Source organism: Estrella lausannensis (assembly GCF_900000175.1).
Lineage (GTDB): Bacteria > Chlamydiota > Chlamydiia > Chlamydiales > Criblamydiaceae > Estrella > Estrella lausannensis.
The window spans coordinates 1-26,964 of record NZ_CWGJ01000019.1; the positions used below are offsets into that span (position 1 = coordinate 1).

General features: G+C 47.1%; 23 protein-coding genes and 1 pseudogene. 19 read left to right on the top strand and 5 right to left on the bottom strand.

Translation table 11 applies throughout. The annotated features are described in order from the left end of the window. Positions 1 to 312 precede the first annotated feature (312 nt). The 13 genes from ELAC_RS07030 (at position 313) to ELAC_RS07090 (ending at position 16,315) form a co-directional block, all read left to right on the top strand. On the top strand, positions 313 to 1,182 hold the full coding sequence (locus ELAC_RS07030; RefSeq protein WP_098038580.1) for a hypothetical protein: 870 nt from the start codon (positions 313 to 315) through the stop codon (positions 1,180 to 1,182). Next, positions 1,179 to 3,254 carry a hypothetical protein gene (locus tag ELAC_RS07035; protein ID WP_098038581.1) on the top strand — a complete coding sequence of 692 codons (2,076 nt, stop codon included), beginning with the start codon at positions 1,179 to 1,181 and terminating at the stop codon, positions 3,252 to 3,254. The genes ELAC_RS07030 and ELAC_RS07035 overlap by 4 nt, the downstream gene beginning before the upstream one ends. A gap of 247 nt (positions 3,255 to 3,501) precedes the next feature. Further along, positions 3,502 to 5,514: a hypothetical protein gene (locus ELAC_RS07040; protein WP_098038582.1), complete on the top strand. Its 2,013-nt coding sequence runs from the start codon at positions 3,502 to 3,504 to the stop codon at positions 5,512 to 5,514. A 331-nt stretch (positions 5,515 to 5,845) separates the two neighbouring features. Beyond that, the gene (locus tag ELAC_RS07045; RefSeq protein ID WP_098038583.1) at positions 5,846 to 6,913 is read left to right on the top strand and encodes a sulfate ABC transporter substrate-binding protein; all 1,068 of its coding nucleotides are present in this window, start codon (positions 5,846 to 5,848) and stop codon (positions 6,911 to 6,913) included. A gap of 8 nt (positions 6,914 to 6,921) precedes the next feature. After that, positions 6,922 to 7,752 carry a sulfate ABC transporter permease subunit CysT gene (gene cysT / locus ELAC_RS07050; RefSeq protein WP_098038584.1) on the top strand — a complete coding sequence of 277 codons (831 nt, stop codon included), beginning with the start codon at positions 6,922 to 6,924 and terminating at the stop codon, positions 7,750 to 7,752. A 5-nt stretch (positions 7,753 to 7,757) separates the two neighbouring features. Continuing rightward, positions 7,758 to 8,588, top strand: a complete 831-nt coding sequence (locus tag ELAC_RS07055) for a sulfate ABC transporter permease (RefSeq protein WP_098038668.1) — start codon at positions 7,758 to 7,760, stop codon at positions 8,586 to 8,588. Continuing rightward, the gene (locus ELAC_RS07060; RefSeq protein WP_098038585.1) at positions 8,585 to 9,625 is read left to right on the top strand and encodes a sulfate/molybdate ABC transporter ATP-binding protein; all 1,041 of its coding nucleotides are present in this window, start codon (positions 8,585 to 8,587) and stop codon (positions 9,623 to 9,625) included. The genes ELAC_RS07055 and ELAC_RS07060 overlap by 4 nt, the downstream gene beginning before the upstream one ends. After that, positions 9,618 to 10,265, top strand: coding sequence for a porin family protein (locus ELAC_RS07065; protein ID WP_158227832.1), 648 nt, complete (start codon positions 9,618 to 9,620; stop codon positions 10,263 to 10,265). The genes ELAC_RS07060 and ELAC_RS07065 overlap by 8 nt, the downstream gene beginning before the upstream one ends. 332 nt (positions 10,266 to 10,597) lie before the next feature. Continuing rightward, positions 10,598 to 11,260: a peroxiredoxin gene (locus ELAC_RS07070; protein ID WP_098038587.1), complete on the top strand. Its 663-nt coding sequence runs from the start codon at positions 10,598 to 10,600 to the stop codon at positions 11,258 to 11,260. A gap of 124 nt (positions 11,261 to 11,384) precedes the next feature. Beyond that, a complete protein-coding gene (locus tag ELAC_RS07075) occupies positions 11,385 to 11,996 on the top strand; it encodes a D-sedoheptulose-7-phosphate isomerase (RefSeq protein WP_098038588.1) in 612 nt (203 codons plus the stop codon). 71 nt (positions 11,997 to 12,067) lie between these two features. After that, positions 12,068 to 13,123 carry a tetraacyldisaccharide 4'-kinase gene (gene lpxK / locus ELAC_RS07080; RefSeq protein ID WP_158227833.1) on the top strand — a complete coding sequence of 352 codons (1,056 nt, stop codon included), beginning with the start codon at positions 12,068 to 12,070 and terminating at the stop codon, positions 13,121 to 13,123. A gap of 1,452 nt (positions 13,124 to 14,575) precedes the next feature. Further along, the gene (locus ELAC_RS07085) at positions 14,576 to 15,817 is read left to right on the top strand and encodes a dicarboxylate/amino acid:cation symporter (protein WP_098038590.1); all 1,242 of its coding nucleotides are present in this window, start codon (positions 14,576 to 14,578) and stop codon (positions 15,815 to 15,817) included. Positions 15,818 to 15,958: 141 nt separating this feature from the next. Beyond that, complete coding sequence (locus tag ELAC_RS07090; RefSeq protein ID WP_098038591.1) at positions 15,959 to 16,315, top strand: hypothetical protein; 357 nt, start codon at positions 15,959 to 15,961, stop codon at positions 16,313 to 16,315. Between the two features lie 35 nt (positions 16,316 to 16,350). On the opposite strand, the gene ELAC_RS07095 is transcribed toward ELAC_RS07090, so the two are convergent. Continuing rightward, the gene (locus ELAC_RS07095) at positions 16,351 to 17,805 is read right to left on the bottom strand and encodes an NADP-dependent isocitrate dehydrogenase (RefSeq protein ID WP_098038592.1); all 1,455 of its coding nucleotides are present in this window, start codon (positions 17,803 to 17,805) and stop codon (positions 16,351 to 16,353) included. A 179-nt stretch (positions 17,806 to 17,984) separates the two neighbouring features. Here ELAC_RS07095 and ELAC_RS07100 point away from each other — a divergent pair, with 179 nt between their 5' ends. The 5 genes and pseudogenes from ELAC_RS07100 to ELAC_RS11925 form a co-directional block, all read left to right on the top strand. Continuing rightward, a complete protein-coding gene (locus ELAC_RS07100) occupies positions 17,985 to 18,944 on the top strand; it encodes a KpsF/GutQ family sugar-phosphate isomerase (RefSeq protein ID WP_098038593.1) in 960 nt (319 codons plus the stop codon). Positions 18,945 to 19,618: 674 nt separating this feature from the next. Then, positions 19,619 to 20,074: a hypothetical protein gene (locus ELAC_RS11635; RefSeq protein WP_143406469.1), complete on the top strand. Its 456-nt coding sequence runs from the start codon at positions 19,619 to 19,621 to the stop codon at positions 20,072 to 20,074. 36 nt (positions 20,075 to 20,110) lie between these two features. Next, positions 20,111 to 21,691 carry a hypothetical protein gene (locus ELAC_RS07105; protein WP_143406470.1) on the top strand — a complete coding sequence of 527 codons (1,581 nt, stop codon included), beginning with the start codon at positions 20,111 to 20,113 and terminating at the stop codon, positions 21,689 to 21,691. Between the two features lie 14 nt (positions 21,692 to 21,705). Then, positions 21,706 to 22,230, top strand: coding sequence for a hypothetical protein (locus ELAC_RS07110; protein WP_098038595.1), 525 nt, complete (start codon positions 21,706 to 21,708; stop codon positions 22,228 to 22,230). Between the two features lie 92 nt (positions 22,231 to 22,322). After that, positions 22,323 to 22,473: pseudogene (locus ELAC_RS11925) on the top strand (transposase); the annotation flags it as partial. A 152-nt stretch (positions 22,474 to 22,625) separates the two neighbouring features. Here the strand turns inward: ELAC_RS11925 and ELAC_RS07115 are convergent. Beyond that, positions 22,626 to 23,168, bottom strand: coding sequence for a hypothetical protein (locus tag ELAC_RS07115; RefSeq protein WP_098038596.1), 543 nt, complete (start codon positions 23,166 to 23,168; stop codon positions 22,626 to 22,628). 253 nt (positions 23,169 to 23,421) lie between these two features. On the opposite strand from ELAC_RS07115, the gene ELAC_RS07120 reads away from it, so the two are divergent. Continuing rightward, positions 23,422 to 24,633, top strand: coding sequence for a hypothetical protein (locus tag ELAC_RS07120; RefSeq protein ID WP_098038597.1), 1,212 nt, complete (start codon positions 23,422 to 23,424; stop codon positions 24,631 to 24,633). Here the strand turns inward: ELAC_RS07120 and ELAC_RS07125 are convergent. From ELAC_RS07125 to ELAC_RS07135, 3 genes are read right to left on the bottom strand one after another with little or no spacing between them, the layout of a single operon-like run. Continuing rightward, a complete protein-coding gene (locus ELAC_RS07125; protein WP_098038598.1) occupies positions 24,618 to 25,262 on the bottom strand; it encodes an RluA family pseudouridine synthase in 645 nt (214 codons plus the stop codon). The two genes, ELAC_RS07120 and ELAC_RS07125, sit on opposite strands and share 16 nt — an antisense overlap. Further along, a complete protein-coding gene (locus ELAC_RS07130) occupies positions 25,262 to 26,077 on the bottom strand; it encodes a TrmH family RNA methyltransferase (protein WP_098038599.1) in 816 nt (271 codons plus the stop codon). The genes ELAC_RS07125 and ELAC_RS07130 overlap by 1 nt, the downstream gene beginning before the upstream one ends. Next, positions 26,070 to 26,915 (bottom strand): class I SAM-dependent methyltransferase, encoded by an 846-nt coding sequence (locus ELAC_RS07135; RefSeq protein ID WP_098038600.1) that lies wholly within the window; start codon positions 26,913 to 26,915, stop codon positions 26,070 to 26,072. The genes ELAC_RS07130 and ELAC_RS07135 overlap by 8 nt, the downstream gene beginning before the upstream one ends. Between the last annotated feature and the right edge of the window lie 49 nt (positions 26,916 to 26,964).

Consider the following 26,964-nt stretch of genomic DNA (forward strand, 5'->3'; position numbering starts at 1 on the left):
CCCGCTTTATTTGCGCAAGCCCCTTTCTCACTTTTTTCGTAATTTCATCAAAATGAGAAGGATAAACCCCATTCTCACAAGGAGGGAGAGCCTCGTAGCCGTGCGATTTCCCGCCAATTGCATATTCCTTGTCACTTTGCAGGCGATCCGCTTATGATCCCCGAAAAGCCCCTATTCAGTTATATACCGAAAGAATCGCAAAATTTACGATACCTTCGGTTCGGTGCTCTATCTGATATGTTTTCGCCATTGAAGCAAAACCCATCATTAAGAGCGCTGGCTTCGCAAACGACACGATCAACAGGCGCCACCATGCTCCCTTTTAAACTTCGCTTCCTTTCGATTATCCAACTTTGTATCGGATTTACCCTCCTGCTCTGGATGCTTCTTTCCCCCACCCTTGGCAAAACCTATGACGATAAGAAGAAGCTGCTCCTGATTGAAAGCGCCCTCGGCGACACACAGGGCGCCGCCTTTAAATTAGCCAATGACAAGGAAAAGCAGATCCTCGAGCGAAACCAGATTCTCTCCCTTTCCCTCACGAGTGATGAGAAGGAGACCTTGACGGCCCTGAAAAGGGCGCTTGTCGAGCGGCAAGAGCAGAGAACTCTCGGAACACTGTTTCATGAAACAGCGACTGCTTTTTTTGCCAATCCCTACACTCTCCTTTATGTCCTCTTCTCGATTACCGTCCCCCTAATGATTTTGCTCAGGAAACAGGCTGCTGCCGGCGCCCTCCTCTTCCTACCGCTTACGGCCGCCCTCTTCGCCTACGACAATCTTCTGTTTTCCCCCGTTAAGCAAAAAACAGAAGAAGAGCGTCTGTTCCCGGAAGAGAGCGATCTCAAAGAAACTTTTTTGGAGGTGATGGGAGGAGAGAGCACCTCCTTTTCCCTGCCGCTGGCTCTTGATCTCTGGATGATACAAAAGCATCTTAACGTGGCCCCTTCTTCAGACCCTGAAATTTTTTCCCTCCAAAAAGAGGAGGCCAACTACCGGTTCCTGACTCTGCGAGCCCTGTCTCAAAAAAACTATCTCCTCAGTGTAAAACCTGTGGAAAGAATGGATAAAGCAACTCTCTCGCTCTATTTTTTCTGGAATGTTTTTTTTGCCGTAACCTGTTATCGTTTAATCCGAAAAAAATCACCAGTAATCCAAATGGACAAAACGACAGTCCCATGAACCCCACAAATCAGAACTCATCGTGGCCTCTCTTCCAAAGTTTTTTTGAAGTGGCGCCAAGAAGAGAGGGCCCCTCTCTTCTTCAGGACATTCCGCCGGAGATGCTGACACCGCTCTCCTCGTGGGCGATAGAGCAAGATCCGTGTACCCTGCTCGCAGGAGAAATTGCCTGCGGCAATTACGAAACCGCTGTGTCGATGATTGAACAAGACACGAGACCTCTCTGGATACTTAAGCAGACAGGAAGCACACCTCTGCATACGCTCGCCGGAGCGCCCCTTACCCCCGAAGAGATCCACACCCTAAACGACCTGCTCCTTCAAAGAGGATACAATCCGCTCATCGTCGATGAGTTGGGCAACACTTATCTTACCCTCCTGATCGAAAGACAGAATATTCCCGCGGCACGCCTATTCCTAATCATCCTTAGAGCCTGGTCAATCAATCGAGATATTTTACTTCCGCGTCTCTTCACCCAAATTTTTCAAAGAATCACGGAGAGCTCCGCCTACTCCTATGAAGAAAAACGCTGCTTGATCGTATCCATCACCGGGCTTCTGACTGAAGAGGAGGGATGCCGTTGTTTCAACGACTGCCTCGTGAAGATCACAAACCGCCATCCGCCCTTCGCCGCTGTTAAATTGCGCATTATCATGAATCTGCTGGAAGCGAGGCAGAGCCTTTGTCATTTCCGGATGAACTGGTATCAAGATGGCGCCGGACGCAACTTGATTCATATCGTACTCCTCGACAGCAGTGCATCAGTCGACGAGATCCACCTGGCTGTCACAGCCCTGGTCAATGCCGGTTGCGACATCAACCATCAAAGCCAAAACAGATGCTATCCCCTTCTTTTAGTTTTGCAATCCCTCCTCCCCTTTGCTCAGAAAAAGTGGCTCGCCGAAAGGTTTATCGAGTTAAATGCAGAAAGACACGCCCTCCACCCTGGAACGACCACGCCGGCCTTCCGGAAGCTTCTGGAAAATAATGTAGAATATAAGTCCACTAACGAGCTCGCGGAATTAACACAGCTCTTGACAGGGCGCTGCTATTATCAGGAGTATTTCTACCTCACCCTCCTTTCCAATCTCTTTTCTATTGAATTTCAATGGAACCAAGACGGATTTTCAATCTCGACCGCCGGACTTCCCAAAAACGAGACACAGATCGAGTCATGGCTCGAAATCGAAGCGTGGGGATTCTACTCTTCTCTCATAACACCCAGTCATCCACACTACAACTTCCTTTGGAAGAAGATGATGGATAAGCTATCTCCGGAATCAGCCAAGGCGCTCACCGAGGTGGGATGGATCTATCTATATCCCGCCCTTTTGAAAGTACAGGGCGCTTTGTCACGGGCTTTCCATAGCGGGCGGGATCGAAGCAATATCCTTCAAATCACGGGCGACGAGAATCCGGTGGCGTTTGTTGCCACTCTAAAGACAAACGACGAAAGCTACCACGATATCGGCATCGCTTTCCAAAACAACACCGCTTATCTTTGCAACAAAGGTTACGGAACTCCGGAGAGCGGAATTTCTGCCCACCCCCTATCCAGGCACGAAATCCAACAAATGAAAAGCGAAATTGACCGCGGAATGAGTGTCATCGCCTTGATCGATAGATATTTTCCAGGCAGATCATTCAGAACTCAGCATAAAACGCATCTCGTCTATTCTCAAAAGCGGCAAAAAGTAGGCAATTGCCCCATCGCCAGCTATACTTCCCTCGAAATGGCAATTCTTCATGCGGCCCTGAAAGATCTTTTCAAGCAAAACGGGCAAGTGGCCGCCGAAATTGTAAAAACAATCAAAGATCTTCATCGCGAGAGCAGAAAAGAGCACGCGCTTGGAATCTATTTAACCTACCACGCGGTGCAAAGAGAAATTCCCATCAACAGCCACATGTTGATCGCAATCGGCAGAGATGCGGTGAAAGACCCCTCCAGATGGCCCATCGCGGATATCATCATCGATAAGACACAAAGTGTCTTCCCAGCGCTATCAGCTTATATAGCCTCTCTGAAGAACAAGGCTCCAGGCACTCAAGAGAACCTCTGGGAAATGAATTAGCGACTGCCCACGACCTTAAAATCAAGACGATTTCAATGTCGGAAGGGGCTAAGAGCCTGTACCCACACACAAATCAGTGTGCTTTGCCGCTGAATTAGCCTTTAAATTCCGAAATATTTTTCATCATATCAATCCGATATTCGGAAAATTTTTCGGAGTGTATAAGCCAGTTCAACGGCAAAGCAGACGATTTCAGTTTTGGTAAAAGCTCTAACCATTATGAATTGAAAATTTTCGGTGTATTAAGATGTGCTATCCCTACTCTTCCCTCATCGCGCCAACTGAAGCGACAGGCAGCATGCCCGTTTGCCCTGTTTTCCGCAGATATCCGCCTTCCGAAGATATTTCCGTCAGACTGACTGCGGCAATAGAATCACGAGACTTTGAATCGGCCCTTGCACTGATCGAAACCGATTCCCATCTAATTTGGCTGCGTAATTTAGGAAGTAAAAACCCTTTACACGCCCTGGCAAATTCACCGTTTTCGGTGGAACAAATCATGGTACTCTCCACCCACTTGCTGAAAATTGGCTACGACCCATTCATAAAAAATCAGGAGGGCTTCGACTATGTCTGCCTGCTTCTAATCCAGGGGACCCTGCCGGTGCACGCCCTCTTTGGAATTATCCGGGAAATACTCGGCTGGCACACCTTGCTTCCGGAAAGTTTTTTACCCATTTATCACCTGCTTGTGGAAAGTCCTGCCTACGCCCAGAGTCAAAAACATGAATTGGCCGCCTTGATTTGCTCTCTCACCTCCGACAAAATAACCTGCGGTTTAATTGATGCGGTATTCCGCTCGCTCTTCTGCACACACAAAAGGAACATCGGGTTCTCCATCCAGATCGCTTTCGATATCCTTTTAAAGAGAAATCTGATCAACCAATTTAAAATCAACGACTATCAAGATCATATCGGTCGAAATCTCATCCATAGGGTTCTGCTCGACGACACATCCGATGCAATATCCAAATATGATGCCATCCGCTCCCTCGTCTTCCACGGCGCAGACATCAACCACACAGACATCAAAGGACGCTTTCCCCTACTCCTCTCGATGAAAATGCCAATTCCTTTCAAAGATAAGAAATATCTGGCCGAGGCCCTTTTGCAAATGGGAGCGAAACAACATGTTGTTTTCCAAGGTACAACAGAACCTGCTTTTTCCGGCCTATTTAAAAAGTCGCTCGCGACAGAATCGAAAGACGAACTCTCCTGCTTATCCGTACTCTTAACCGGCAAAGATTATTATTCGGAATACTTTCATCTCTCTCTTCTTGGAAACCTGTTCGGATGCGACGTTCAATGGGAGCTCGACGGATTTTCGACAACGATCATCGGACTATCCATTTACGAAAGACAAATCAGCGCTTGGTTGGAGAGGGAAGCGAGCGACTTCTATCGGACGCTCCCGGATTCAACCTCTCCTCTCTACGGAGCCTTTTGCGAAGAGGTTCGCTCTTTGGCAGATGATTCATGTCCAATTTCCGAATCAAGTGCCCTTTTCGAGGAAATTAAAGAGGCGCTAATGGAGGCGCAAAGAGTGCTTTCCACCGCTTTTACTTTAGGGCGTCATGGAAGAGGTCCCCTGCTCGAGGCGATCAATTCCCCCTCTACAGTCGGTTTTGTAGCCACTTTAGCTGTCGACAAAGAAAATTATCACGACATCGGGCTTCTGTTCAAAGACAGCACTGTCTATCTTTGCAATAAAGGATTTGGATCCCTCCAGCACGGCATATCCGAGCACCCCTTCCCCAATCCTAACAAAAAAGCGCGCCTCATCTTCGACCTCACCTCGGGAAAAAACCTTCTCGAAATCATAGGCAGACACTTCCCGGAGAGATCGCTCTTCATCAAGAATGACTCCATCATGATTCTATCCCAGCACCAGCAAATAGCAAATAATTGTCCTGTCACAAGCTTCTCGTCTCTTGAGCTCGCGATCCTATATACTGAACTCTGCAAGGCATATCCCGAAAATTTCAAGAAGGCAGAGTATATCGCCAGGGCCATTTCGGCAACACATCGCAATCATAGACAACTGATAGCGCTTAACCAATACTTGTCCCACCACTCTTCGCCAGGGGCTGTTCCAAGCCACAGCGAACTTCTCCTTAATCTGTTTGGCAAAAGCCTGCTTTCAAACAAAAAATGGGCTGTTGCCAAAACGATCGAAGACTGGGCACAAAAACACTCCACCGCGCTCGCAGATTGTATCCATTTTGCAATCGGCACCGTGGCAGCGTCGAAAAGTCCTTAAATGAAGTCGAAAAATGTCTCGAAAATTGCTTTTCGAGCCCCTTTCGGCATGAAGCCAATTTAAGCGGCAAGGTATACCGATTTTAGCTAGCGGCCGACCTCAAAAGTTATTTTCACTCCCGCTTAAAACCCATCTCGCTCATTACCAACAACAAAAGCACTCGCCAACTCTCGAAAAACAAATTTTGAATTCATTTCGGTATCTCGATATTTTAAAAAAATGTATCTCTTAAGAGCCGGCCTCTGCCCAACCATCTGGCATTTATTATGTAACGTAAACGGCAGCTGACCAGACAAAGATTAGTGACGGCCCCTTTATTTAGGAAAAACCCATGCTCATACGATTCGTTCCCACCCTATTCCTGCTTTTTCTTCCGCTGGCAGCCTCTGCAGCCCCCCCCACACTAGAGCAGATCCGTTCTGAAATCGCATCGAAAAAGGGAACCTCCTCCACAAAAAAATCTTTGGAAATTTTGAATGTCTCCTATGACCCGACGCGAGAGTTTTATGAGGAGTACAACAAGCTGTTCGCCGCATGGTGGAAAGAGCGCACTGCGCAAGAGTTAAAGGTCGTTCAATCGCACGGCGGATCTGCCAAACAAGCGCGTTCGGTCATTTCTGGACTGGAGGCGGATGTGGTGTCGCTTGCACTCGCCTTCGACATCGACGCCATCGAAAACATGACCGGCCTTGTCGGAAAAAACTGGCAAACAAGGCTGCCCCATGAGAGTTCGCCCTACTACTCCACTATCGTTTTTCTTGTCAGAAAAGGAAATCCCCAAGGCATCAAGGACTGGGGCGACTTGATCAAACCGGGAATCGCTGTCGTCATGCCCAATCCTAAAACATCGGGCGGTGCCAGATGGACCTACATGGCTGCTTGGGCATACGCGGTGAAAAGCAATTCCGGAAATACGATCCGGGCACTCGACTATATGAAAGACCTTTTTAAAAATGCCCCGGTTCTGGACACAGGAGCACGGGGTGCAACGACCACATTCATCCAAAGAAGGATGGGCGATGTTCTCCTCACTTGGGAAAATGAGGCCTATCTAACCATGGAAAAAGACGGCAAACAGGAATTTGAAATTGTCTACCCATCGATCAGCATCCAGGCAGACCCGCCCGTAGCATGGCTTGAAAAAATTGTTCAGGAGAAAAAGACAGAGGACGCAGCGGAATTCTATTTAAAGTATCTCTATTCAGAAAAGGCACAGGAGCTGATCGCTAAAAACCATTTCCGTCCCATTGACAAAACCGTGATGGATCGCTTCCAGGAGAGATACCCCGCCATCGAAATGATCAGCATCAAAGACTTCGGAGGCTGGGAGAAAGTTCAGCAGATGTTTTTTAAAGATGGAGGACAATTTGACGATGTCCATCTCTCGATGAGCGAGTAGGCAATTTTATGGTATTCTCACCCAGACGACACTCCACACTTCCGGGAAAGAACATCAACCTGATCTTCTCTATCGCCTATCTGTCACTGCTGGTGCTGTTCCCTTTGGGTTTTCTCATCTTGTCCATCCAACATGTCACCTTCGAGGACGCTTACGCCATTTTGTTTTCCAGAAGAACACTGCAGGCGCTCAGAGTCTCATTTACCACCTCTATCGCTGCGGCATTAATTGACCTTTTCATCGGAATCATCATTGCCTGGGTGCTTGTCAAATACCGGTTTTTCGGAAAGCGGTTTTTTGACTCGATTGTCGATCTTCCATTCGCTATGCCAACGGCAGTTTCGGGAATCGCGCTGGCCACAATCTATTCCGACAAGGGATGGATCGGAAGCCTTCTGGAGGCGGTAAACATCAAAGTTTCCTACACTCCGGTCGGCATTTTGATCGCCTTGGTCTTTGTTGGACTCCCCTTTGTGGTCCGGTCGATACAACCTGCCGTGGAAGCGCTGGATCTGGAGATGGAAGAGGCCGCCGCATCCCTGGGAGCTTCGAGAATCGCTATCGTAAGAAGGGTTATCTTTCCCCAGCTGCTGCCTTCCATCATCACCGGCTTTACAATGTCATTGGCAAGGGGGCTTGGAGAGTATGGCTCCGTGATCTTCATCGCAGGAAATATCCCCTTTGTGTCCGAGATTTTGCCATTGCTGATCGTCATCGAGCTGGAAGAGTTCAACTATGATGCCGCTTCTGTTTTGGCCGTCGCCATGCTAAGCCTTTCGTTTATTTTACTGGTAACCCTGGGCTTTCTAGGCAGCGTCATTAGAAGGAGGTACAGGTGACCCCCATGTCCTCAAGAGAATCGAAGAGTATCCAGCGGCTACTGATCGCCTTTACCGTTATCTCCCTGATAGTGATCATTGTCTTACCGATCGCCTACGTTCTCTATCAGGCCCTTGCCAACGGTTTTTCTTCCTACATCAAAGCCGTCACAGATCCCACAACGATCTCGTCGCTTAAATTGACCATTCTGGCAGCGTTTTGCTCGGTTCTGTTCAACCTTATTTTCGGTCTTTCCATCGGATGGGCGCTCGGGAAATTCCATGTTTTCGGCAGCCGCGCCATCATTGGGCTCATAGAGCTGCCCCTCTCGCTCTCGCCCGTGACCGCCGGCCTAATCTTCATCCTGTTCCTTGGAAAATACTCTCTGTTCGGAGGATTCTTAGACCGTCACGGAATCGATATCATCTACGCTGTACCCGGTGTGATCATCGCGACGATGTTTGTCACCCTTCCCTATATAGCCCGGGAGGTTATCCCGCTGATGCAAGAAACGGGAACCGAAGAGGAGGAAGCAGCCCTTTTGCTCGGAGCCGGGGGCCTCTACACATTTTTCCGCGTTACGCTACCCAAAATCAAGTGGGGTGTCATCTATGGTCTTTTGATCACAAACGCGAGGGCGATGGGTGAATTCGGCGCAGTATCGGTCGTTTCAGGGCATCTGCGCGGCAAGACCGATACACTGACGCTCCAAGTCGAAATCCTCTACAACGAGTACAACTTCACCGAAAGTTTTGCGGTCGCCTCCCTCCTGACCCTGCTCGCCATTTTCACACTATTTCTAAAATCCTGGATCGACTGGCAGAAATCATTTAGCACCGAGAAAGAAAAACCATGAGCATCATCATCAAAAATTTAAAAAAAGGGTTCGGGGCATTCAAAGCCTTGAACGACGTCTCACTTCAGGTTCATGAAGGAGAGTTCGTCGCGTTGCTCGGTCCTTCAGGCTCTGGAAAAACAACACTCTTGCGCATCATAGCGGGCCTTGAGTGGCCGGACGAAGGTGAAGTGTACCTGGAGGGTGTCGACGCTGCGGGTAAACCCACACGTGAGAGAAAAATCGGTTTCGTCTTTCAGCACTTCGCCCTCTTCAAGCATATGAGTGTGTTTGAAAATATCGCCTTTGGACTCCGCCTCAAAAGGCCTAAGTACACTGAAGAATTCATCAGGGAGAGGGTCGAAAGCCTGCTGCAGCTGGTGCACCTTTCCGGTTCGGGCAGTAAACACCCCTCGGAGCTCTCAGGCGGCCAAAGACAGAGGGTGGCGCTCGCACGAGTTTTGGCAATAGAGCCGAAATACATGCTTCTCGATGAACCTTTCGGGGCTTTGGATTCAAAAGTACGCAAAGAATTAAGACGCTGGCTGCGGAAATTGCACGATGACACCGGGCTGACAACCATTTTTGTCACGCACGATCAGGAAGAGGCCATGGAGGTCGCAGACAAAGTAGGGATATTGGATAAAGGAAGCCTGGTGCAGATTGGAGCGCCTCTTGATCTTTGGGAAAAGCCGATCAACTCCTTCGTCTTCGACTTCATAGGCAACTACAACACCTTCTATGGCTTTTTAAACAGTGAAAACAAACTGGTGATCAACCCCTCCTTCGCTCCCCCAACCGGGGCAAAACCAATCAAGGCTTTCTCAAGGCCCCACGAAGTGATTTTAGAACGCACTCCATCAACGCCCGCCGAGTCGCTCGCTGCGCGGGTCTCTTTCATCAACCAGGCAGGCCCCTTCATCAAGGTCGAGCTTGAAGGGGATCAGGGGATATTCTACCAAGTCGACATGGAAAAAGGAGCCTTTGAATCCTTCCAATTCACTTATGGGGATACGCTTTGGATTAAACCTCTCCGTTTCAGGTCTTTCGATGATTAAATTTTTTCGCCTGGCCCTCCTCATGATGACCATGACTGTCCCTGCCTTTGCGCAAAAACCGCAGCTTTGGCAAACAATGCAGCAATCGCTTTTCGATTGGAACAGCGTAAAGTTTTCCTTTTTGCAGCAGTACCGCTTTGAAATGAGCGACTTCAAAACTGTAGATGCCCGCTTCGGCATCCTCGCGAAAAAAAGCCTGGACGAGACGTGGGATGCGGAGATCCACTACATGTGGATCAATTCAAGGGCACCTGCTGAAACCCTGTTCCAGCATAGGCACCGGCTTGAGTTGGAACTAAACCCCCGTTTTAAAATCTGTGAAAATATCGAGTTTAAATTCCGTAACCGCTACGAACTGATCAAAGAGGAGAGAGAGGCAAAACTCATTCAAAAATTCAGGCAAAGGCAGGAAATTGCCTATAAGCCGGGTATCAAATGGCTGAAGAGCGTCGCCCTCAGCAACGAAATCTTTTACAACATCACGATCAACAAGGTAGATGAGTATCGCCTCATTCCCCTGGATCTGGCATTTCCTCTGCAAAAGGATCATCGGTATAAGCTCTATACCATGATTCGCTGGAGAGACTCTCCCACAGGCTGGCACCCGCAATTTATCCTGGGGTCCACTCTGGATTGGTAACAGCTCATCGGGGTTATAGCGAAAGCCTATCAAATTTTGGCATGAGAGCGTTCTCTTTGCTAAAAATCAAAGTTTAAGAGACTTTGAGACACTTAGGCGATGAAAAAATCGGCTGTTGCATATTCAAAAAAAATTTGTTACACAAAGGATGCGTTAGAGACAAGGGACAGGATCATCATCCCGCTAAAGGATTTCTACGGGAGCGCAGAAGGAAGCTCTTAGCCACCGGTGATAAACCCCGAAGCGTGCAGTTTCAATGTATTGAACAGCCCCAATCTCCCAGCCCAAAACATTTTAAAAGTCAGCAACCCCCTACAACCGGGAGTGAAAAGATGAGTGAAATCGCAAATTTGAAGATAGGCGACTTGGCTCCCGATTTTAAAGCGGAAACAACTCTGGGCCCCATTCGTTTCCACGACTGGCTCAAAGACTCTTGGTGCGTCTTTTTCTCCCACCCCAAAGATTTCACCCCCGTCTGCACAACGGAACTGGGTGCGGCAGCGAAATTAAAGCCGGAGTTTGACAGGCGCGGCATCAAGATGGTCTCTCTCAGCGTCAATGGGATCCATGAGCACAAAGGGTGGATCAAAGATATCAAAGAGACTCAAAAAGTTGAGCTAAACTTCCCTATGATTGCCGACCCGGAAAAGAGAATCGCCACCCTCTACGGAATGATTCACCTCTCTGCCAGTGATACCGCAACGGTCAGAACCGTCTTCATCATCGATCCGCAAAAAAAAATCCGGCTGACGATGGCCTATCCCACCTCCACCGGAAGAAACTTCATAGAGATCTTGAGAGTTATTGATGCCTTGCAGCTAAGCGATCAAAAAAAAGTTGCCACCCCCGCGGACTGGAGGCCGGGCGATGAGTGCATCATCTTGCCCAGCATCACCGATCCCAAAGAACTTAAAGAACGGTTCCCGAAAGGGTATCGTGAAGTGAAGTCCTATCTTCGGTATGTGCCCTATCAAGACCTGATTGCGCCGAAGTGAACTCTCCCGCCAGAGCGGTTACAAGAATAAATTTTACCAGCAACGAAGAAAACATTTTTAAGTTGTTTCGGTATAAAGATTAAGGTAACCTATCTTTTCAACCTTATTATATAGATACATCGCTATGGACCATAAAATCTTAAGTTCCGTTAAGCAGGCAGTACAAGCCATTGAATTTTTAGAACATCCCGATTCCATCCAATTTATCAAAGATGCCGCACTCATGATCGCGGACACGTTCAGGAAAGGTGGAAAAATTCTGATCGCAGGGAATGGAGGCAGCTTATGCGACGCCAACCATTTCGCTGAAGAGCTGACCGGCTTTTTCCGAAAATTCAGAAAAGCGCTGCCGGCCATCGCGCTCTCCGAAAGCGGGCACCTGACATGCGTCTCGAATGATCTCGGCTTTGAGTGGGTTTTCGCAAGAGGGGTAGAAGCCTTTGGCAAAGAAGGCGACATCTTCATTGGACTGACCACTTCGGGCAACTCGCCCAACATCGTCAAAGCGATCGAAATCGCCAAAAACAATAAGCTCAAAACCATCGCCTTCCTTGGCAAAAGTGGAGGAAAACTCAAAGGTCAGGCCGATCTTGAGCTTATCATCCCGGGCTTTGGGACATCCGATCGCATACAGGAAGCGCACATGGCTGCCATCCATATCCTCATCGAAATGATCGAGCTGGAACTGTTCATGAAAGAAGAGGAAACAGAAACCCGTTCATTCGCTCTCAATTGATGAACCCTCATCAACGACGATCCCTAGAACAGGTTTGGTCCTCTTTTGCCTATCAAAACGATGCTCCGGGCTTGCTGCATAAAACAGCGAAAATCCTGCTCGCCCCCCTGGGATACCTCTATCTCGCCTTCGTTTCCATGAAGAACTTCGCCTACGACAAAAAGATCTTTAAACCCGTAGCTAAACCTGCAGTCCCTCTCATCAGCATAGGAAACATCACTGTCGGTGGAACCGGAAAAACTCCCTTGACGATACTCCTTGCAAAAAAGCTCTCGGCAGTAGGTAAAGGGGCTGTTCTGACCCGGGGGTACCGCTCAAGTGCCGAATCTGCCATGCCCCCGCTCATCCTCACTAAAGAAAACTGCCACCTCTATACGTCGAAAACGAGCGGAGATGAGCCACGGCTAATCGCTAAAGAAGCGGATGCTTTCGTGGTGATCAACAAGAGAAGAGAGAGATCTCTTCTGGTCGCCGAAAGCCTGAATGCCAAATGGGTGATTCTCGATGACGGGATGCAAAGGCGATCCATACCGAGAGATCTGGAAATCATCACGCTTAGCTCGCAGTTTGTCGGCAATCGGCTGGGCTTCCCCGCAGGTCCCCTGCGCGAGGCGATGAGCGGTTTGAAGCGGGCCGACCTGATCGTCATCACAAAAAATCCTAAAAAACCGCTTGCCGAGGAGCAAAAGTCTCAAATCAGACGCTACAGCCAAGCTCCCCTGATTGAAACCGAGTGGATGATCCACGCACTCTGCGATGGCGTAACCGATTTCCCTCTTAAGACCGAAGAGAAAATCGCTGCCTTCTGCGGAATTGGCAACCCTAAACTCTTTTTTGAAACTCTTGAAAATCACGGATTTGACATTGTCCAAACAGCGATCGCAGACGACCACCGCCCCATGAGCGCCAAAGAGCTTGCCGCCTTATCGATACAAGCCGCCCGGCTGGGCGCAAAAAAAATCCTCTGCACCGAAAAAGACTTCGTAAAAATTGCTCATCAGCTCTCTTGTGAACTGCCTGTTTTCTACACGAAAGCAGAGCTTCAGATCACTTCGGGCTCTGAAGCGTTAGAAAGAAGCTTGGCAGCTCTTTTCCCATCCTCTGAATCCTCTTCTTTAAAGCCTTGAGGCATTGCAACTTCTCATTTATTTGCCAATGGAGTAGAATGTTTCTAAATCTATTCCTGTAAAATTTTTCATAGATGACTGCATGAAACTTTTTATAGGGGCGGTTCTTTGGTTGAGATAAATCTAAAAAACAAATTACTCTTTGGTTTTATACTTTCAACCTAGTGCCAATAAAATTCCCCGTTGATTGTCGGGATTGTTTTGGCCGCTTTGCGATGAAAATTTCAGGGGGAAACTCTAGAAGAGTGTATTGCCCCTCAAATTTTCAACGGAAAACGGCCCAAAAGAACCTGAGAATTAGCTGGAACTCTTTACTGGGACGGAGAATTACTTATACCGAAAGTGTCTCAAAATTTGGTTTTTGGCAAAGAGAAAGCTCTCGCGATTGAATGATCGCAAGCCACCTGATATTAGAAATATGAGGTGGCTTGCGATCATTCAAACGCGAGGCTTTCTCAAAGCCAAAATTCCAAATTTTGAGATACTTTCGGTACAACTTACGACGTCATCGCTGAGACAGAGGGTTTTGATTGATCAAAACTCGAAGACAGCCCGTCGTTAAGAGACGATCCGCAAATTCAAATCGGTATGCTTTGCTGCTGAATTTGACTAAGACACTCGTAACAGTCTCTTAGGGCGACAGTCTCTAAATTAATACCCAATAGAATTCAAAAATTGAATTTTTATAGTGCTCATCCCCCAAGGGGGATGCCGGAAGAAGTTTGAAAAACCTTCAGGGCCTCCTTCGCCTCACCGTAGAGCGAAGGCAGATAGGCAAGCTTTAAAAATACCCTTTTTGAGTCCGATTGCTGTGTATACTGTGCTTTGCAAGAAAGCTATTTAGAAAACAGTCAATACGAATGCGGCCTTTTTTGCCGGTTTAGATTCCACGAAAGACGGGTGTCTTTGAAACTCTATCATCTTGAAGAGCCGGAAAATAAGCCGACAGACAAGAAAGAACGCTGCAGGAGTTGTCGGGACAACTTTCGGGTTTCACTTAAAAAATCTTAATTTTTTAGGAAGAGTGTAACCCACCGGAAAGTCGCTTCTCGACCACGCTGTTTTTCGAAATGTTTAAGCAGGGTATTTGCAAAACTACATTCAGGCAAACTTAAACGCGGACAGGAGATCCGATTCATATCGAAATAGATTGAAAGCCGATCGACACCTTGAATGATACGAGGTTAACAGGCGACCCACAAGCTGAGATAGGATGATATATTTACTGGATTTGTGGACAGTCTCCGACAACCGGTTTCATTGTGCCTCGGTATAGACTAAATAAACTCCGCTAAAGAGAGTTTTAGATTTGCCAGACAAGAGCCTTAGCTAAAGCTCTTTAGTTTTTTTAGTTTTGCGAATACCTCATAAGCTAACCGCCCGCGCCTTTGCCTTTGAAGTTAGGCAATAGGTGTTTTTGACGCGAAAATAACCTGAAATCGGGAGAGGTAAATGAAACTTTGGGTTAAAATCCTAATCGCTCTATTCCTGGGCGTGTTAGCCGGGCTTGCGCTGGGCCCCTACGCCGAATATCTGCGCATCTTCGGAGATATCTTCTTACGCCTCATCAACATGATCATCGTGCTCCTAGTTCTCGCATCGATGACAGTGGGGATCACCAGCATCCATGATCCGGAAAAGCTCGGCAGGGTAGGACTCAAGTCCATACTCCTCTTCCTGACAACGACCGGCATCTCGATCCTGATCGGCATTTCAATAGGCTGGCTCACAGGAGTCGGACAAGGGCTTGAGCTTACTGCCATTCAAACCCTAAATATTCAAGAACCTCCGCCAATCTCTCAAATCATACTGGAGACGATACCCGCAAACCCCATCCAATCTCTCGTAGAAGGGAACGTCTTACAGATCATCGTATTCGCGGTATTTCTCGGTATGTCCATTAATTTTGCCGGCGAAAGAGGCAGGCCACTCAAAGAGTTTTTAGAGTCTCTTGCCGACGTCATGTACCGCCTGACATCGATCGTCATGGAGTTCTCTCCAATAGGAGTGTTCGCCATCATGGCCTGGGTGACCGGATCGTTTGGACTGAAAACAATCCTGCAACTATCCAAATTTCTGACGGCCTACTACATTGCCTGCGCTATCCACATCGTTGTTGTTTTTTGCGGCATCCTGCGCTTTTTAGTTAAAGTAAGCCCGTGGCCATTCTTCAGGGGAATGGGCGATGCGATCATGATGGCCTTCTCCACCTGTTCAAGCTCAGCGACCCTGCCTGTATCCATGCACTGCGTTCAGGAAAACCTGGGAGTTTCCAAAAATATCGCTAGCTTTGTGCTGCCGCTTGGATCGACTGTGAATATGAATGGAGCCGCCCTCTTTCAGGGGATGGCCGTCATCTTCATTGCCAATGCCTACGGCATCGACCTCACGCTGATTCAATTGCTCACAATCATCGTCACAGCCACACTATCAGCGATAGGAGCTGCCGGGATACCCGGAACGGGATTCATCATGCTCTCGGCAGTAATTGCCTCAGCTGGCCTTCCCATCGAGGGACTTGCCATCTTAGCGGGCATCGACAGACTGCGTGAGATGATGTCGGCAATCCTTAACGTCACCGGAGATGCCGTCTGCTCTGTCTACATCGCCAAGCAAGAGGATGAGTTCGACGAAAGGCAATACTACCATGAAGATTTAGTCGAAATGGATAAAATGATCGGCGAAGAGAAGTAGTCCCTCCTCCCACAGCCTCCAGGCCTGCTTGAGAAAAGCTCAAGTAGGCTGGCACACTCTTTCAAAGTGAGGCAAATATTTGGTAAATAAATTCTGCTATCAATACCATCTGCTGTTTTAAGCCAACAGTTTGAGGTAATCATGGCAACGATAGTGTGTTTCGATTCCGGCTCTTTAATCCAGCAAGAGGCTTCGGCCCCCTCTCAACCCTTAACATATCCACACTATCAGGCGGTTGCAGGCGTCACCTCCGATGTCGGGGAACAAATTTTGGACAATACCGCCTCAGAGGGAGGCGACAGGAACTCCATTATAAAAGCCGTTGTTATAATCGGAGGCACCATCGCCATCGCTGCCGCGTTTTTTGCCGTGAGAGCACTATTGCCCGATTCGCCCGTCTACCCTTATGTGTTTGCCGCTTCATTGCTTCTTAGCGGTGCACTGCTATGTGCACCGGTTTCACCCTACGAGCACATGTCACGCATGGCCCTGCAGTAAAAGGCGTCTCTTCCACAGAAAGGATGAACGGATGGCTACTGCTCATCTTGTGAGACAGTGTAGCCCGGAAGTCCTTCAAACGTGCAGAGGTTTTCCGTCTGCACGAAATCGATTTCTGCATCCGCAAGTTTCTGGATAAGACCCGAAATCTCGCGCCGCGACACCGATCCTCCTCTGGCAAGCGCCATGAAACGGAGGCGGTAGTTGTCAACGCAGCTCGTCTCAGGATGCTTATCAGGCCACACTTTGACCCCTCTGTTGGCGATCATCGTGAGCTTAAGGCCACCCAGACTAAGCCTCATCAACTTTTCGTGCAGCTTATCGACATCTCCATGATGGTCGACAAACACATCGACACCCACAATCTCTTTTGAATCCATTTTTTTCTCTGCGGTCTCTTGACGTCCTTGCAGCACATGCTTTGACGTTCCGGAGTACTTGACGGCTTTAAGCTGATCCGGCTCCTTGCCAAGGCGTTCGATGACAGCTTTTGCAAATTCGGACGTACCGACTTTGACCTTGCTGATGGCATCGGTGTAGATGTCGTAGGTATGGATGCCCTCCTCTATCGTTTTGAGCCATGCGTTATGCACAAGCGAGGCCGCTTTCGAATCTCCGATGTGCACAAGCATCATCACCGCGGAGAGGAGCAGACCCGACGGATTGGCCAGGTTCTGCCCCGCCCTTCTTGGCGCTGACCCGTGGATAGCCTCGAACATCGCGTGCTTCTCGCCGATATTGGCCGAGCCGGCAAGCCCGACGGATCCGGCAATCTGCGCCGCCACATCCGAGAGGATATCGCCGTAGAGATTCGGCATCACGATCACATCAAACGCGTTCGGGGTGTCTGCCAGTTTAGCGGCGCCGATATCGATGATCCAATGTTCATTTTCTATCTCAGGATACTCTTTGGCTATCTCATCGAACACTTTGTGGAAAAGACCATCGCTCAGCTTGAGGATATTGTCTTTGGTGAAACAGGTCACTTTCTTGCGTTGGTTGGCTTTCGCAAAATCGAACGCGTAGCGGATAATTTTCTCACAACCCGGCCTTGAGATGATTTTCAAGGCATGATAGGTGTCTTGACTCTGCCTGTACTCGATTCCCGTATAGAGATCTTCTTCGTTTTCTCTGACTACAACCACATCCATGCCGGGATGCTTTGTTTTTACGAAAGGTGCGTAGGCAACACAGGGGCGGACGTTGGCAAAGAGGCCCAAAGTGGTGCGAATGGTGACATTCAAACTTTTAAAACCACCGCCCTGAGGTGTGGTGATCGGCGCTTTCAAAAAGGCCCGGCTCTTTCTGATGATATCCCAGGAAGAGGGATCAATCCCCGCCGAGAAGCCCTTCATGTATTCCTTTTCTCCGATTTCAATCCGGTTGATCTCCAACGCAGCTCCCGAAGCTTCTAATATAGCTAGCGTCGCTTCCATGATTTCCGGTCCGATTCCATCTCCATACGCGACCGCTATTGGCACTTTCTTCATAATCACCTCGCTATTTTAGCCGGGCAGGCACTTCCTTCAACAATACCGGAAACATCTCAAAAATTGAGATTTTGAAATACTTGCGGTATAAAGCGTCCGTTCCCCGTAAAGCTTTACCTTAAAGGATCGACTGAATTAAAATCACCTTTACTATCGACACTTCAAACTGGTTGAAACATATGATCCAGAAATTATTAGACGAAGAGCGTAAGCAGCTTGAGTTTTTTTTCCGGAATCTTGATATCCACTCGTTTGAAAAACTCTACCACGAGATTGCCGCCTGCAAAGGCATGGTCATCTGCACAGGTGTTGGAAAAAGCGGTTTCATCGCCAAAAAAATCGCCGCGACCATGATCTCCACTAACACCAGGGCATTTTTTCTCTCTCCGGTCGATGCGCTCCATGGCGACATCGGAATTGCCGCCCAAGGCGACATCTGCCTGCTTTTCTCTAAAAGCGGAGAATCCGAGGAGCTTCTGTCGCTGATGCCCTCCTTGCGCAACAAAGGTGTTAAAACGATCGCCATCGTCTCCAATCCCGCCTCGCGCCTCGCAAAAGCAGCCGATGCCTTCATGCACCTGCCCCTCGAACGGGAGCTTTGCCCGTTTGACTTAGCCCCCACCACCTCCTGCCTGATTCAACTGATTTTTGGAGATGTCCTCGCCATCGCGCTGATGAACCTCAAGAAATTTTCAATCGAAGACATGGCGATGAACCATCCCGCCGGGCGCATCGGCAAACGCACCTCCTTCAGAGTAAAAGATTTGATGATCAAAGGCGATAACCTACCGGTGGCTACGCAGGATAAAAAAATCGTCGATATTTTAGTGGAGCTGTCCGATAAGCGCTGCGGCTGTATCCTCGTCACAAGCCAACAAGGGAAACTGCTCGGTATCTTCACCGACGGAGACCTGCGCCGCTCGCTTCAAAAAGAGGGGTCAAAGGCGCTTGAAAATACACTGCAGAACCTGATGACGCGCTCCCCAAGAAAAATTGGCCCCAACGCCATGGCTGTTGAAGCCATCAAGATCATGGAAGGAAGCGGCAACAACGAAGTCTCTGTCCTTCCTGTGCTGGAAGAAGATGGGACTCTTGTCGGCCTCATCAAGCTGCACGACTTGATCCAGACCGGCATATAACCCCACCTTTTTTAAAAGCGGCGAGATAGCCGGTCCTATACTTTAGAACCGAAAACAGACTCCGCAGGAGCAGCACGTCCCCCATAATAAGGAAGCACGCCACCCACAAGAGCCTGTACTAAAACTAAAATCGTATGATTTGAGTTTGTGGACACTCACTCAATGAGGTGCTCTGTAGGTAAGTAACTGGCAAGAAGAGTGTTAAATTAAAAGGTTATTTGGATTAAGTCAAAAAAAAATGTAAGCTCCATGGCCGGTCACGTCAAACAGAGATTACAGTGTCCCAGTACAAAGTACCAACTGGTCATAGTAGAGCCAATTACTTAAAAGTCGCATTAATCTTTGTCATTGGATCAACGAAGTCACTATTAAAATGGAAGGCGCAAAGGCCATCTAACCCTCTTGGTACACCTCTGAATTGCCGGCAAGTCCATTGATCGTTTGAGCATGAAAATTCAGAGCAAATTGTATTGGAGGTCAGTGCAGAATTCGACCACAAAGCACGTTACGGATTTTGATATTACCCATCTTATCAAGGAAAATTCTACACGACCAACGTCATAGAAACATAGTTTCTAAATTATTATATAACATATCATCAATCCATTTTAATATTTAAACTTGATTCAAATCACAAACACATCTAACATTGCTTGATTAAATATGAGGTTATTATGATTACACCTGTTTCGATAAACACAGTTTGGATTTCTCCTGACATTGACGATGATCGCTGCACTATTGGTTACAAAAAAACTTTAAATTGCGAAAATGATATAAAAAAGGCACAAACTTGCCTTGAAAACACCTTTAATGGCGATTGCGTTGATAAAACAACAGCTCCCATCAATCATTGCGTTGATAAAACAGCTTCATGCTCAAAAAAATCATTTTGTAATTTCACCTCAACTAATTCGAGTGTGGATAAGATGGCTAGCGTTTCTAAGAAAGTCAGCCACGCATCTGTACTCACATCAGCAGCGAGTCTAAATTGTACAGGTATGCTCGCCGTAGAATCTTTTAAATTCGCTATGAGATGTGAAACCAAACAAAATCCTGATGGAACTACAACTTTAGTACGTGTTCATAATAGACCGTATTTCCCCGATTCCGATTCCGACTCCGATTAAGATCGGCTTGCTATTTGAAAAACATAGGTCATAATTTTGAATATAAATAGCCCAATGCATCAAGTAAATGCTCCTTTAAATGATTTCATTGAAATTCCCTCCTATAGCTGGGTGGTCAACAACAAGGAAATAAAATTATTCTTAAGGGTCGAATCTTACTTTACAGTTTATGAAAACAATAATTTAATTAAACGTGTAGATTTAACTAACGACGAGGCTCGAAGAATCCGTGCAACTAGTCAAATATATATTCACACCTTGAATAACCATGAAAATTTTGACTTTTGCGCGGTTTTGTTTAAAAAAAAATTTAAACAATTAAAAGTAAGTATCTTGTACTCTCGATTTGGCCCGCTTTGGCAATTGTACGATAGAAATACCAGAGAAACTAGATGGCAAAGATTTTCAGCCACATTTGTTTCAGATGCTTGTCATCGCAAAACATGGGATATGTTCGAAAAATACAAGAATGAGGTGCAAGAAGATATCAGAGCCCTTAAGTATTTTGAGGATGATTTCCTGATAAAGGATATCGTTCTTTTTGAAAAAGTAGAAACGCCCCAGCCCCTCCCATTTGATATTGATTTAGAATCACTAGCCAAAGGAGAAGAAAAAAAAGCGTACGATCTAAAAAAAGCAAGGGCCTGGGAGAAAGCGAGTACAGAGACCCGCATAGACCATGTACAAAAATATTCAGATGGATTTATTCCACTGCCATTGCGCGTGAATAACATTCAATCCTATCCCGATGAGATAATAAGTGATGAAGATCCCGGTTATCTCTTTGTTTTTGGAGGAACTCAAAAACGCGCTCGTTTTGAGGAAAATGAAAGTAGATTTGCTATTTACAACACGATAGTTAGGCACAATTCAATAATTAGTGATTCGCGCTCCCAGGTTTTGGGGTATAGACAAAAAAGTCTAATACCAAGTGCTATTCCTGCACTTGAAATTATCTCTATGTTATTTTCTTCGTTCTTTTCATCTTTGGTTCCCCAAAAAAATCTGATTGTTTCAGAAAAAATCAAACCTATAGTAGAAACATTCTTTCCCTTCTATATTATCATAGAACCAAAAACACTTCCATGCACGTTAGATGAAAATGTTCGCGTTAGTAAGCTTAGGTGGGCTATTTCGTTAATTTGCGATGACACGAACGCTTCTTCAGGACAACACGCTTTAGTCTTTATTCAAGGAATCAATGATGGGTCTTTAAGTCTTATGATTAATCATAAACCTATAAACATAGGAGAGAGATTCACGATTATCTCCCATCTAAAATCAGAAAACGAAATAGAGATCAAACCTATCGAAGAAAGTAAATTGAGATTCATTGAAAGAACCCAAATATGGTTGCTAACAAGTAGAAAAATAAAAAAGATGCTTAGCGCGATGGAAAAAGAAAGAGATGAAAAAAATACCCCATTTAGCATTTTAGGATCTGACTCAGCATTCAGTGGAGGTGGCCATAATTGCTTTACATGGGCTCACTCATACTTTAAGGAAGTTGGGATTGATTTAGGAAGGGCTGTCTTTGGCTTCTTTTTTACTCAAACAAAATCATATACTCAAAATCCTGAATATTACCTGCTACATCCTGAGTATCCAAAAATATAAGGCAAAATTTTACCATGGCCATAGATCTACAAACAGCTCTAAACAACGCAACTAACTTTATAGAGATAGCTTCTATTGTAAGGAATTCCAAAGAAGATATTTCATTCTTCGGAGGCAGATACATATATGCTGAAGGATATGAAGGATCTGTAGAAATAGATGCAATAGCTGAGCGTTTTATGACCCTACAAAAAACACATTTCGAACCTGATGAAGAAGAGCGGAAGATTGGAAGAAAAACCATTCCTCTAATTAGTAAACTATATGATAGTAATTACTCCAGAGACACAAATTTTTTAACAAAAATTTTTTGTGTTTTTAGAGATTTCTTACGTAATATCTATATCTTTTTCTCTGGTCAAGGGTATGGAACACGAGGCTCATGGGGCATTAACGATGGCGGCATGGATTTTTTTAATTCCTATACATCCTCGCAATACCAAGAGTTATTTGGTGAAAAACCTGAAGGAAGGCTTTTTAAAATTGTAAGACCAGGATGTCCTGATAGATGGTCAGCAACAGGTGTCAAGGTACTTTAAAAACTTGATTTTAACCAAGATACTTAGAGTCCTCCCCATTTAGACCGAACCACCTAACTTGCTCTTAAGACATAGTAGTAAGACTTAAGCGTTTGACTGAATTTAAACTTATTACCTCGGTAGAAAGAAGAAGGCGATGGGCTCTCGATGAGAAGCGTCAAATCATCCGGGAAACCTAGCAATACGATAACTGAAGTTCCCCAAGTCGCTAGGAAATATGATATAATTCACGGTCAGCTATTTCATTCACACCTAAGAAGTAAAAAAATCCAACGTCTCTTCAGCTTGCAGCAGAAGTGTCGAAAAATTCAGAGACTTCAAACACTTTCGTGTAAAAATCAAAAAGACGACATCCATTTACCAATGAAATCTTAAGCAAAGATGCGTTCTTTTAATCACTCCGGGATAAAACCCAGTCTTGAGAAGGAGCGTCTCGCGAAGTAGGGGAAGAAGAGATCCGCCTTCGCTCTTTTGCGGCTTCTCTCCATAAAACGCTGCAGGTTAAAACGCGCGGCATGCACGATCACTTCCGCCCCGCTTTTCTGCTTCAGGGTGACCGCGATGCCATAACGCGCACTAGTCTCTTCAAAGCGGATCGATTCGATATCCCTGACAGGAATTGTCAGGATAGGATTTCCACCTTGCAGGTAATGGAAGTACTTGGCCGTCAAGGCAACTTCATCAGGATTTTGATCCAACTTAGTGAGGCGCCTCAAGGGAATCAACCCCACAGCGATTAATAATCCTCCCAGAAAAAGGACAGGCAATCCAATATAGTGAAGATTTTCCGGTTTGACAAAGGAACCAAAATAGACAATCCCTAAGACGCCGCAAAGAGCGATCGCAGTACCCCGGAACATCTTTTTCCGGTAATATTCCGGGCTGATGGAAGAATAGATCTTTACCCCTTCATTCTCAGAGCTTAGCTCCTCTTGCATACCAAACCTCTATTCCCGCTGTCTCGAATATCGCCTTGCATCCATCATTTCAAAAAGAAGGGGGCAATGCAACAAAAAGAAAAAAAGTGTATATACCAAAGTGACTCAAAGCCCCCAAAAAACAAATTTTGAGACACTTTCGGTAGAGTGCGCTTAAGAGACTGTGCTCAAATTGAAATCACACGATTTGAGTTTTAGCAAAAACGCTGCACGCTTTAGTCGAAACCGTCATCTTTCAATATGGAGAAGGTCAATGATTGCAACCCTATTCTCGACCCTGATTGCCGCCCTGATATTATTCACCCCGTTTTTCACACCCGCCGAAAAACCGTTCGCCAGTTGGTATCTCCTGGTTGCCACTTCATTCTTTCTTCTCTTCTCCTTCATTTTAACGCAGATATTTGCATGGGCTCCCATACAAAAGGTGCAGCAGAACCTGACACCCAGGCTGCTTGAAATTTACAAGAAAGACAATGTGATCCGCCTCGGCGGAGCATTCTTGGCTCTCCTTGCCATTTTTTCCCTCTACCTGGCTGTGGACGGCACGATCGCCAAAAAAGTCGGCGATCGACCCTTTACCGCCATCTATTTTGTTCTTCTCGGCATCAGCATCGATATCGTCCATCACATCATCAGCCGCATGACAAGCTATATTAACCCTTTCGCCATCGCCTCTCAATGCACGGCCCATGCCAAAAATGCAACGCTCAACGGCAATGACCTGGAGCTTTGCAACTGGATAGAGGCTGTTTCCGAAGTGGGCATCAACAGCGCTTCAAGATCGCTTCCCTCTCTTTGCAACCAAGCCGTGATCGATTTGCAAATAATATCGAGAGACTATCTGAAAGCGTCAAAGAGCTTCGCCCACCACGTAGACAAAAAAGCTGAGGGTGAAAAAGGAGATCCTGTCAGCTTTACCCTCTTTTTCATTTTTCAACGGTTTGAGATCATCTTCAACAAAGCCCTTGAGCACAAGCTTGAGCCTGTCATCACCACGATCATCACCTCCCTTGGCAAAATGATTGTCGACAGCGCCAAATACGATATCTCGATGGCTACCTATCCTATCCACTACCTTGGTTTTTTGGCAGCCAAGGCCCAGAGGGGAGGGCTTGCCGAAGTGGGCGACAAAGCTATTGTGACCTATCTTGAAGTGGCAAAAGTCATCGTCCGCGATATCGACCTGAAATACCTGGAGCTGCAGGAGCCGTTTTTCACAATGACGGGAAGGATGGAAGAGCTTTCCAAAGAGATATTCAGAAACAACAGAGAGATCAACATCGCTATTCTCATCCAACCTTTCAAACAGCTGAAAGGCCTTTTTGAAGATGAGAAGCTCTCGCAGCATCAAGACAGCCCGGTGATCGTCGCCGACATCAACCGCGTCATCAATGAATTTGAACAGCTACAGCTAGTAATGAAAACGATACCGCCTCTGACAGATATTACTCAGGAGTCGAAGTAAGCAGGCACTTGACACTCCAAAAGGAGAGTCTCCTCTTTAACAGGGTGGGGAAATGAAACCTTGCCGTGGTGCAAACAAATACCCGGAGCTGCTTTCTTGATGCGGCTCCCATACTTGTCGTCATTGACGATTGGATAGCCAAAATTGGAAAGCTGGGCGCGGATCTGGTGGTAGCGTCCCGTCAAAAGGTTGATCTCGACGAGGGAGAAACCGTGTCCTTGGCGCAACCGCCTGAAAGTCAGCTCTGCCCTTTTGTACCCCTCCTGCGGCGAGTTCCTTAACACTGCTTTGTGATCGCCATGAAAGAGATAATCCTTAAGATGCCCTGAAGCCGGAATTTCTCCTTCCACCAAGGCAAAATAGATTTTGTTGAATCTGCCTTCGCGAATGAATCTGTTCATCCTCTCCAGCGCCTTCTGTGTCTTGGCAAAAACGGCAATACCGCTGACGGGCTTATCCAAACGATGCACGGCATGGAGGAAAACGCCGCCCGGTTTTTGATCCCTTTCCTTGATGAAGGCCTTGGCACAAGAGGTAAGGTCGTCTGCACTCCCAGGGGCCTCCTGCATCACTCTCCCCGCATCTTTGTTCAAGACAAGCAGATGGTTGTCTTCGTAAAGAATGTTCATCACGTCGCTTCACTTCTCTGCCTGACTGCTTCATAGATAAGCAGGGTCGCGGCCACAGAGACATTGAGAGAGTCGGCTATGCCATGCATCGGGATGAAGACTCTCTTGTCCGCCTGCTCTCTGAAGAGTTTGGATAGTCCGGCATGCTCCGACCCGACTACAAAGGCCGATCCTTGTGTGTAGTCGCATCGGGTGTATTCGCTGGCACCTTCGGGCGTTGCCGCAAAGACAGCTATCTGATGCCGGTTTAAGTACTCAAGAACATCTTTGCCTTCGGCCTCGATGATGGGAATGGAAAACAGGGTTCCCATGCTTGCCCTGACCACATTAGGGTTGAATATGTCTGTAAGCTGATCGGCCAAGATCAGCGCGTGCACTCCGCACCCGTCGCAAGAGCGCAGAATCGTTCCCAAATTTCCCGGCTTCTCGAGGGATTCAGCGACCAGCAGCAGGGGTTTATCCGTTGTCTTCAGAAGGGCATCCAGATCAGAAAGCCCCTTGCGGACTTGTCTTGCAACGGCTAGGAGTCCATCGGGATTTTCCCTGTAGGAGAGCTTCCGGAACACTGCCTCTGTCAGCGAATAGAGCTCGATTCCTTTCGACTGAAAAGAGTCGACGAGAGCCTCTCTTTCTCCCGAGTGAAAAAAAGAACGGGAAAAATAGAGGGCCTCTATCGGAAAGCCCGTCTCGAATGCTCTCCGGATTTCTCTTTCTCCCTCGATCAGAAAAAGTCCCGTCTCATCGCGCTCTTTTCTGTTTAGAAGCTTGAGCGTCTTTTTAATCTTCGGGTTCTGAACACTCGAAATCTCAATCAAAGCGCCACCTCCCGAAGGATCCTGAAGGCAGCGGCATTCCTTTGTCTGACTGGAGGATCATCTCTCCTGAGTCAATTAGCCCTTTTTTGCTCTTCAAGGCGTCTTGCAAGAGATTATCCATAACGATGGGTGTAAAGCCGGGGGTGTGGCAGGAGAACAGGATAAAATCAGCCTCTTTGCTCATCAGGCTTTTTGCCGCCTCCAAAAGGGGCATCACGTGCTCTTCGATTTTAAAGACCTCTCCCTTGGATCCACGGCCGAAGGAGGGAGGATCTAAAATAATGGCGTCATAAAACTTGCCACGTCGAACCTCACGCTGCATAAACTTAAGGGCATCTTCGACAATCCAGCGAATCGAAGCCGCTCCCAGGTCATTGATATGCGCGTTCTCGCGTGCCCAGTCGACCATTCCTTTGGAGCTATCTACATGGCAGACACTGCAGCCCGCCTTGGCAAGGGCGAGGGTCGCTCCTCCCGAATAGGCAAAAAGATTGAGTGCATTAAGGGGTCTTTTCACCCTCTTTTCAAATGCCGCGGCCCGCTCCTGCATCCAAGCCCAGAAAGAGGCGTGCTCGGGGAAGACGCCCAGGTGCCCGAAATCGGTCGCCTGGCATTTCATCTTGATACCGGAAAGCTCCACTTGCCACTCCAAAGGAGATTTTCCTCTCCAATCCCAGCGGTTCTCCCTTTCTCTCGAGAAGCCGGCATCTGCCTCCTTCCACTCTTTATCGGAAAGGGTTCTTTTCCAAATGGCAATGCCGCTTGGACGGGCCAGCGTGTATTTGCCAAAACGCTCTAACTTATATCCATTGCCACTGTCCAAAAATCGGTAATCCATAAACCTCAAAAATGAAAAAAAATAATTAATTAATTATGCCCGAATCGCC

Bases quoted from the DNA above. Each gene is read 5' to 3' on its own strand.
- ELAC_RS07115 (WP_098038596.1), bottom strand. From the start codon at position 23,168: ATGCAAGAGGAGCTAAGCTCTGAGAATGAAGGGGTAAAGATCTATTCT.
- ELAC_RS07090 (WP_098038591.1), top strand. From the start codon at position 15,959: ATGGCAACGATAGTGTGTTTCGATTCCGGCTCTTTAATCCAGCAAGAG.
- ELAC_RS07040 (WP_098038582.1), top strand. From the start codon at position 3,502: ATGTGCTATCCCTACTCTTCCCTCATCGCGCCAACTGAAGCGACAGGC.
- ELAC_RS07100 (WP_098038593.1), top strand. From the start codon at position 17,985: ATGATCCAGAAATTATTAGACGAAGAGCGTAAGCAGCTTGAGTTTTTT.
- ELAC_RS07065 (WP_158227832.1), top strand. From the start codon at position 9,618: ATGATTAAATTTTTTCGCCTGGCCCTCCTCATGATGACCATGACTGTC.
- ELAC_RS07060 (WP_098038585.1), top strand. From the start codon at position 8,585: ATGAGCATCATCATCAAAAATTTAAAAAAAGGGTTCGGGGCATTCAAA.
- ELAC_RS07055 (WP_098038668.1), top strand. From the start codon at position 7,758: ATGTCCTCAAGAGAATCGAAGAGTATCCAGCGGCTACTGATCGCCTTT.
- ELAC_RS07070 (WP_098038587.1), top strand. From the start codon at position 10,598: ATGAGTGAAATCGCAAATTTGAAGATAGGCGACTTGGCTCCCGATTTT.
- ELAC_RS07045 (WP_098038583.1), top strand. From the start codon at position 5,846: ATGCTCATACGATTCGTTCCCACCCTATTCCTGCTTTTTCTTCCGCTG.
- cysT (WP_098038584.1), top strand. From the start codon at position 6,922: ATGGTATTCTCACCCAGACGACACTCCACACTTCCGGGAAAGAACATC.
- ELAC_RS07095 (WP_098038592.1), bottom strand. From the start codon at position 17,805: ATGAAGAAAGTGCCAATAGCGGTCGCGTATGGAGATGGAATCGGACCG.
- ELAC_RS07035 (WP_098038581.1), top strand. From the start codon at position 1,179: ATGAACCCCACAAATCAGAACTCATCGTGGCCTCTCTTCCAAAGTTTT.
- ELAC_RS07120 (WP_098038597.1), top strand. From the start codon at position 23,422: ATGATTGCAACCCTATTCTCGACCCTGATTGCCGCCCTGATATTATTC.
- ELAC_RS07135 (WP_098038600.1), bottom strand. From the start codon at position 26,915: ATGGATTACCGATTTTTGGACAGTGGCAATGGATATAAGTTAGAGCGT.
- ELAC_RS07030 (WP_098038580.1), top strand. From the start codon at position 313: ATGCTCCCTTTTAAACTTCGCTTCCTTTCGATTATCCAACTTTGTATC.
- ELAC_RS07110 (WP_098038595.1), top strand. From the start codon at position 21,706: ATGGCCATAGATCTACAAACAGCTCTAAACAACGCAACTAACTTTATA.
- ELAC_RS07085 (WP_098038590.1), top strand. From the start codon at position 14,576: ATGAAACTTTGGGTTAAAATCCTAATCGCTCTATTCCTGGGCGTGTTA.
- ELAC_RS07125 (WP_098038598.1), bottom strand. From the start codon at position 25,262: ATGAACATTCTTTACGAAGACAACCATCTGCTTGTCTTGAACAAAGAT.
- ELAC_RS07075 (WP_098038588.1), top strand. From the start codon at position 11,385: ATGGACCATAAAATCTTAAGTTCCGTTAAGCAGGCAGTACAAGCCATT.
- ELAC_RS11635 (WP_143406469.1), top strand. From the start codon at position 19,619: ATGATTACACCTGTTTCGATAAACACAGTTTGGATTTCTCCTGACATT.